Source organism: Citrobacter sp. GW821-FHT07H02, assembly GCF_059418505.1.
Window position 1 is genome coordinate 55,806 of sequence record NZ_JBWKPZ010000027.1, and the last position, 6,195, is coordinate 62,000.

5 protein-coding genes are annotated in these 6,195 nt (G+C 51.4%); 3 read left to right on the forward strand and 2 right to left on the reverse strand.

Annotated elements, in window-relative coordinates:
- Window positions 1-90: 90 nt before the first annotated feature.
- Both raiA and bamD read right to left on the reverse strand, forming a co-directional pair.
- Complete coding sequence (gene raiA / locus AC07NP_RS20765) at window positions 91-429, reverse strand: ribosome-associated translation inhibitor RaiA (protein WP_162382704.1); 339 nt, start codon at window positions 427-429, stop codon at window positions 91-93.
- A 274-nt stretch (window positions 430-703) separates the two neighbouring features.
- On the reverse strand, window positions 704-1,441 hold the full coding sequence (gene bamD, locus AC07NP_RS20770) for an outer membrane protein assembly factor BamD (protein ID WP_203360362.1): 738 nt from the start codon (window positions 1,439-1,441) through the stop codon (window positions 704-706).
- A gap of 131 nt (window positions 1,442-1,572) precedes the next feature.
- On the opposite strand from bamD, the gene rluD reads away from it, so the two are divergent.
- From rluD to clpB, 3 genes are all read left to right on the forward strand, one after another.
- Complete coding sequence (rluD, locus tag AC07NP_RS20775) at window positions 1,573-2,553, forward strand: 23S rRNA pseudouridine(1911/1915/1917) synthase RluD (RefSeq protein WP_203360363.1); 981 nt, start codon at window positions 1,573-1,575, stop codon at window positions 2,551-2,553.
- Entirely contained in the window at window positions 2,550-3,281 is a 732-nt protein-coding gene (yfiH, locus tag AC07NP_RS20780) for a purine nucleoside phosphorylase YfiH (RefSeq protein ID WP_494661598.1), read from the forward strand. The genes rluD and yfiH overlap by 4 nt, the downstream gene beginning before the upstream one ends.
- 129 nt (window positions 3,282-3,410) lie before the next feature.
- Complete coding sequence (gene clpB / locus AC07NP_RS20785) at window positions 3,411-5,984, forward strand: ATP-dependent chaperone ClpB (protein WP_203360365.1); 2,574 nt, start codon at window positions 3,411-3,413, stop codon at window positions 5,982-5,984.
- The last annotated feature ends 211 nt before the right edge of the window (window positions 5,985-6,195 follow it).

Below are 6,195 nucleotides of genomic sequence, written 5' to 3' on the forward strand. Positions count from 1 at the left end.
GGTGACAAGAGTAAAGTACCCGCACTGTTTTAACCCTGTCAACAAAAAACGCGCCCGAAGGCGCGTTGGCGATACACTCAATGTAAGGGACTACTCTTCTTCTGCTTCGACGAAGTTGGCGTCTTTTACTGAAGTTGTTGCACGACGGGCTTCGCCTTTGTGCTGCACTTTATTGAGCTGCCGTTCCAGCTTGTTGATCAAATCATTAATGGCGGTGTACATATCTTCGTGTTTTGCGCTGGCGACCAGATGTCCGTTCGGTGTATTGATGGTGGCATCAGCAGTGAAACCCTGTGGCTCCTTAGACAGAATGATATGTGGATTAATTAGGTGAGTTTGCCATTTATCCAGTTTGGAGAGACGGTCTGCGACATGCTGGCGAATTGCCGGAGTAATTTCCATTTGTTTACTGGTAATGTTCATTGTCATAAATTTTACCTCTTGTCTTTCCCGTCTTGGTGAACCCAGCATACCGTTCCTAATGTTAAAATGTGTGATTTAAATCACATTTTTTTGTCACTTTTTGTCAGGGATATCTTTTTGTGAGGCATCGCAGGAACAGGGGATCTTTTACTTGAGGAATACCTGAAAGCAGGCCATATTTGATAGGATGCGTTGCAGCTAAACCGCTTCAGTTGCGGCGTTTACGGATAAAAAAACGGCAGCCATTGGGCTGCCGTTTTGTTTTGCATTCGGAGATGAATCAGGTGTTGCTGCTGTTAGCGGCAATAATTTTCGCCACTTTGTCAGCCTGAGCATTCATCTGCAACTGACGATAGGCATTTTCCATCAGCGGCAAAGCATCACGCGTTGCCTGGGTATCCGGGTAGTCGCGCATCATTCCCTCTACGCGGTTCACGACGGCAATCCATGCGCCACGCGCGGTGTAATAATCGGCAACAGAGTATTCGTATTTCGCCAGACGATCTTTCAGGAACACCAGACGCTTGGTGGCATCGGTTGTGTATTGGCTGTTCGGATAGCCACGCACGAGTTTGGAGAAATCGTTGAACGCAGCTCGGGCGTGTTGTGGATCGCGATCGCTGCGATCAACACCAAAGAATCCTTGCAGCGCACTGTCATCCAGCGCCATATTGGTCAGGCCGCGCATATACATGACATAATCAATATTTGGGTGCGTTGGGTTAAGACGGATAAAACGATCGATAGCAGCCTGAGCCAATGGCAGATCGGCGTTTTTGTAGTAGGCGTAGATGAGATCCAACTGCACCTGCTGGGAATACGGTCCAAATGGATAACGGTTATCCAACGCTTCCAATTGCGTTATTGCCTGTTTCCAGTTACCGTCCTGCAGCTTTTGCTGAGCAGTCGCGTAGATTTCATTAGGCGGATTATCGGGCACCTCTTCCGTTGAACCAGAGCAACCCGCCAAAAACAGGCTCAACGTGGCTGCTGCCACCAGATATTTCATGCGCGTCATGACGTTTTGACTTTCCTCAAAATGTAATACGGGAGATTCTCTGTTCCTGCTCCCGGTTAAGACCAGCTACAATAGCACACTATATTAAACGGCAAAGCCGTAAAACCCAACGTTAAACGAAGAAGCAGTTTATGGCACAACGAGTAGAACTCACCGCAACAGTCTCCGAAAATCAGCTCGGTCAACGCTTAGATCAGGCTTTGGCCGAATTGTTCCCTGATTATTCGCGTTCACGCATAAAAGAATGGATCCTCGACCAGCGAGTGCTGGTAAATGGGCATCTTTGCGATAAACCGAAAGAAAAAGTATTGGGCGGAGAACGTGTCTCCATCAATGCTGAAATTGACGAAGAAATTCGTTTTGAAGCGCAAGATATCCCGTTGGATATCGTCTATGAAGATGACGACATTCTTGTCATCAACAAACCACGCGACTTCGTGGTGCATCCTGGTGCAGGTAATCCTGATGGCACGGTACTGAATGCGTTACTGCATTACTACCCGCCAATCGCGGATGTCCCGCGTGCGGGGATTGTGCACCGTCTGGATAAAGACACCACCGGATTAATGGTTGTCGCAAAAACTGTCCCGGCGCAAACGCGTCTGGTGGAGTCATTGCAGCTGCGTGAAATCACGCGTGAGTACGAAGCCGTGGCGATTGGTCATATGACTGCGGGTGGTACAGTAGAAGAACCGATCAGCCGTCATCCAACCAAACGTACGCATATGTCTGTGCATCCAATGGGTAAACCGGCGGTGACTCACTACCGTATTATGGAACACTTCCGTGTGCACACGCGTCTGCGGCTGCGTCTGGAAACCGGACGTACGCACCAGATCCGCGTGCACATGGCGCATATTACCCATCCGCTGGTGGGCGATCAGGTTTATGGCGGCCGTCCGCGTCCACCGAAAGGCGCATCGGACGAATTTATTTCTACGTTGCGTAAGTTCGATCGCCAGGCGCTGCATGCCACCATGCTGCGTCTTTACCACCCGATCTCCGGTATCGAAATGGAGTGGCATGCGCCTATCCCGCAGGATATGGTCAAACTCATTGAAGTCATGCGCGCTGATTTTGAAGAACATAAGGATGATGTTGCCTGGTTATGAGTAAGCTAATTGTCCCGCAGTGGCCACTGCCGAAAGGCGTTGCGGCCTGCAGTTCTACACGTATTGGGGGTGTCAGTTTGCCTCCTTACCATTCGCTGAATCTGGGTGCCCACTGTGGCGATAACCTGGAACATGTCGAAGAGAACCGAAAACGACTGTTTACTGCGGGCAATCTGCCTTCGAAGCCGGTCTGGCTGGAGCAGGTGCACGGTAAGGATGTGCTGAAACTGACGGGTGCACCCTATGATTCTAAAAGGGCGGATGCGTCGTACAGCAACACGCCAGGCACCGTTTGCGCAGTGATGACGGCGGATTGCCTGCCCGTGCTGTTTTGTAATCTCGCCGGAACGGAAGTGGCGGCAGCCCACGCGGGGTGGCGCGGATTGTGTGAAGGCGTACTGGAAGAAACCGTTGCCTGCTTTGCTGATAAACCGGCAAACATTATGGCCTGGTTAGGTCCAGCCATCGGCCCTGCGGCTTTTGAAGTCGGGCCAGAAGTTCGTGACGCGTTTATGGCGAAAGATGCGAAGGCGCAGGCTGCCTTTTTGCCACGCGGAGAAAAATATCTGGCGGATATATATCAGCTTGCACGTCAACGCCTGATGAACGTCGGGATCACCCACATTTATGGTGGCGACCGCTGCACATATAGTGAAAGTGAGACATTCTTCTCTTATCGCCGCGACAAGACCACTGGTCGGATGGCAAGTTTTATTTGGCTGATATAACCTAAAGAATCAAGACGATCCGGAACGCGCCGTTTTCTTTTCACATAATTCAGGTCATTCACCTTGAATAATTGAGGGATGACCTCATTTAATCTCCAGTAGCAATTTTGACCTGTTATGGGAGGAGTTATGCGTCTGGATCGTCTTACTAATAAATTCCAGCTTGCTCTCGCCGATGCCCAGTCACTTGCATTGGGGCACGACAACCAATTCATCGAACCTCTTCATCTAATGAGCGCCTTGCTGAATCAGGAAGGGGGTTCGGTTCGTCCTTTGTTAACGTCTGCTGGCATCAATGCTGGCCAGTTACGCACAGCGATTGATCAAGCGCTAAGCCGTCTACCGCAAGTGGAAGGGACCGGCGGCGACGTGCAACCGTCTCAGGAGCTGGTGCGTGTACTGAATCTTTGCGACAAGCTGGCGCAAAAACGTGGGGACAACTTTATTTCGTCGGAACTGTTCGTTCTGGCGGCGCTTGAGTCTCGCGGTACGCTAACCGACTTGTTGAAGTCGGCTGGGGCGACAACCGCCAATATCACTCAGGCAATTGAACAAATGCGCGGAGGTGAAAGCGTGAACGATCAAGGGGCTGAAGACCAACGCCAGGCCTTGAAAAAATACACCGTCGATCTGACCGAGCGTGCCGAACAGGGCAAACTCGATCCGGTTATTGGTCGTGATGAAGAAATTCGTCGTACCATTCAGGTACTGCAACGCCGTACCAAAAACAACCCGGTACTCATCGGTGAACCCGGTGTGGGTAAAACTGCGATTGTTGAAGGACTGGCACAGCGCATCATTAATGGTGAAGTCCCTGAAGGGCTAAAAGGCCGTCGCGTACTGGCGCTGGACATGGGGGCGCTGGTGGCCGGGGCAAAATACCGCGGTGAGTTTGAAGAGCGCCTGAAAGGGGTACTCAACGATCTCTCAAAACAGGAAGGCAACGTCATCCTGTTTATCGACGAATTGCACACCATGGTCGGGGCGGGGAAAGCGGACGGCGCGATGGATGCCGGGAACATGCTGAAACCGGCCCTGGCGCGTGGTGAACTGCACTGCGTGGGCGCGACGACGCTGGATGAGTATCGCCAGTACATCGAAAAAGATGCTGCGCTGGAACGTCGTTTCCAGAAAGTGTTTGTTGCCGAACCGTCAGTGGAAGATACCATCGCGATTCTGCGTGGCCTGAAAGAACGTTATGAGCTACATCACCATGTGCAGATAACCGACCCGGCCATTGTGGCGGCGGCAACGCTGTCGCATCGTTATATTTCGGATCGTCAACTGCCGGATAAAGCTATTGACCTTATCGATGAGGCTGCCTCCAGCATTCGTATGCAGATTGATTCCAAGCCGGAAGAGCTGGACAGACTCGATCGCCGTATCATCCAGTTAAAGCTGGAACAGCAGGCGTTGATGAAAGAGTCTGATGAGGCGAGCAAAAAACGCCTCGATATGCTTAACGAAGAACTGGACGACAAAGAACGTCAGTATTCGGCGCTGGAAGAAGAGTGGAAAGCCGAGAAAGCATCACTCTCCGGAACACAAACCATCAAAGCCGAACTGGAACAGGCGAAAATCGCCATTGAACAGGCGCGTCGTGTTGGCGATCTGGCGCGGATGTCTGAACTGCAGTACGGCAAAATTCCAGAACTGGAAAAACAGCTGGAAGCAGCCACTCAGTCTGAAGGTAAAACCATGCGCCTGTTACGTAATAAAGTGACAGATGCAGAAATTGCCGAAGTGCTGGCGCGCTGGACGGGTATCCCGGTTGCCAGAATGCTCGAAGGCGAGCGTGAGAAACTGCTGCGTATGGAGCAGGATCTGCATAACCGCGTAATTGGTCAAAATGAAGCGGTTGAGGCGGTATCGAACGCGATTCGTCGTAGCCGTGCGGGTCTGGCTGACCCTAACCGTCCGATTGGTTCGTTCCTGTTCCTTGGGCCGACCGGTGTTGGTAAAACCGAACTGTGTAAAGCGCTGGCTAACTTTATGTTCGACAGCGACGACGCGATGGTGCGTATCGACATGTCCGAGTTTATGGAGAAACACTCCGTATCTCGTCTGGTCGGTGCGCCTCCGGGATATGTGGGCTATGAAGAAGGTGGCTACCTGACAGAAGCGGTACGTCGTCGTCCTTATTCCGTCATCCTGCTGGATGAAGTGGAAAAAGCGCACCCGGATGTGTTCAACATTCTGTTGCAGGTGCTCGACGACGGTCGTTTGACTGACGGGCAGGGGAGAACGGTCGACTTCCGTAATACGGTGGTCATCATGACCTCTAACCTCGGTTCCGATCTGATCCAGGAACGTTTCGGTGAACTGGATTATGGGCATATGAAAGACCTGGTGCTGGGTGTGGTCAGTCACAACTTCCGGCCGGAATTCGTTAACCGTATAGATGAAGTTGTGGTATTCCATCCGTTGGGTGAACAACACATTGCCTCTATTGCCCGGATCCAACTGCAGCGTCTGTACAAACGTTTGGAAGAGCGTGGTTATGAAATCCATATCTCTGACGAGGCGCTTAAACTGCTGAGCGTGAATGGCTACGATCCGGTCTACGGGGCACGTCCATTGAAACGTGCTATCCAGCAACAGATCGAAAACCCGCTGGCGCAGCAAATCCTGTCTGGTGAGCTGATTCCGGGCAAAACGATTCGTCTGGAAGTGAATGACGATCGCATCGTGGCAGTGCAGTAAGTCACAAAACAATAAAAACGGGCCCTGTGGGGCTCGTTTTTGTTTAAAAACCAGGCGAATATAGGCGCTCATTGTGATTTTTGATTGAAAAGTAATCGCTTGATAAGTTTTTTGTATTTTGGGCTTGTCAGCCGGAAATAACTCCCTATAATGCGCCTCCACTGACACGGAACAACGGCACGCAAGCCGCCGGGTCAGCGGGGTTCCACTG

Excerpts from the sequence above, each read along its gene's own strand:
- rluD (WP_203360363.1), top strand. The coding sequence starts at position 1,573 with ATGGCACAACGAGTAGAACTCACCGCAACAGTCTCCGAAAATCAGCTC.
- yfiH (WP_494661598.1), top strand. The coding sequence starts at position 2,550 with ATGAGTAAGCTAATTGTCCCGCAGTGGCCACTGCCGAAAGGCGTTGCG.
- bamD (WP_203360362.1), bottom strand. The coding sequence starts at position 1,441 with ATGACGCGCATGAAATATCTGGTGGCAGCAGCCACGTTGAGCCTGTTT.
- clpB (WP_203360365.1), top strand. The coding sequence starts at position 3,411 with ATGCGTCTGGATCGTCTTACTAATAAATTCCAGCTTGCTCTCGCCGAT.
- raiA (WP_162382704.1), bottom strand. The coding sequence starts at position 429 with ATGACAATGAACATTACCAGTAAACAAATGGAAATTACTCCGGCAATT.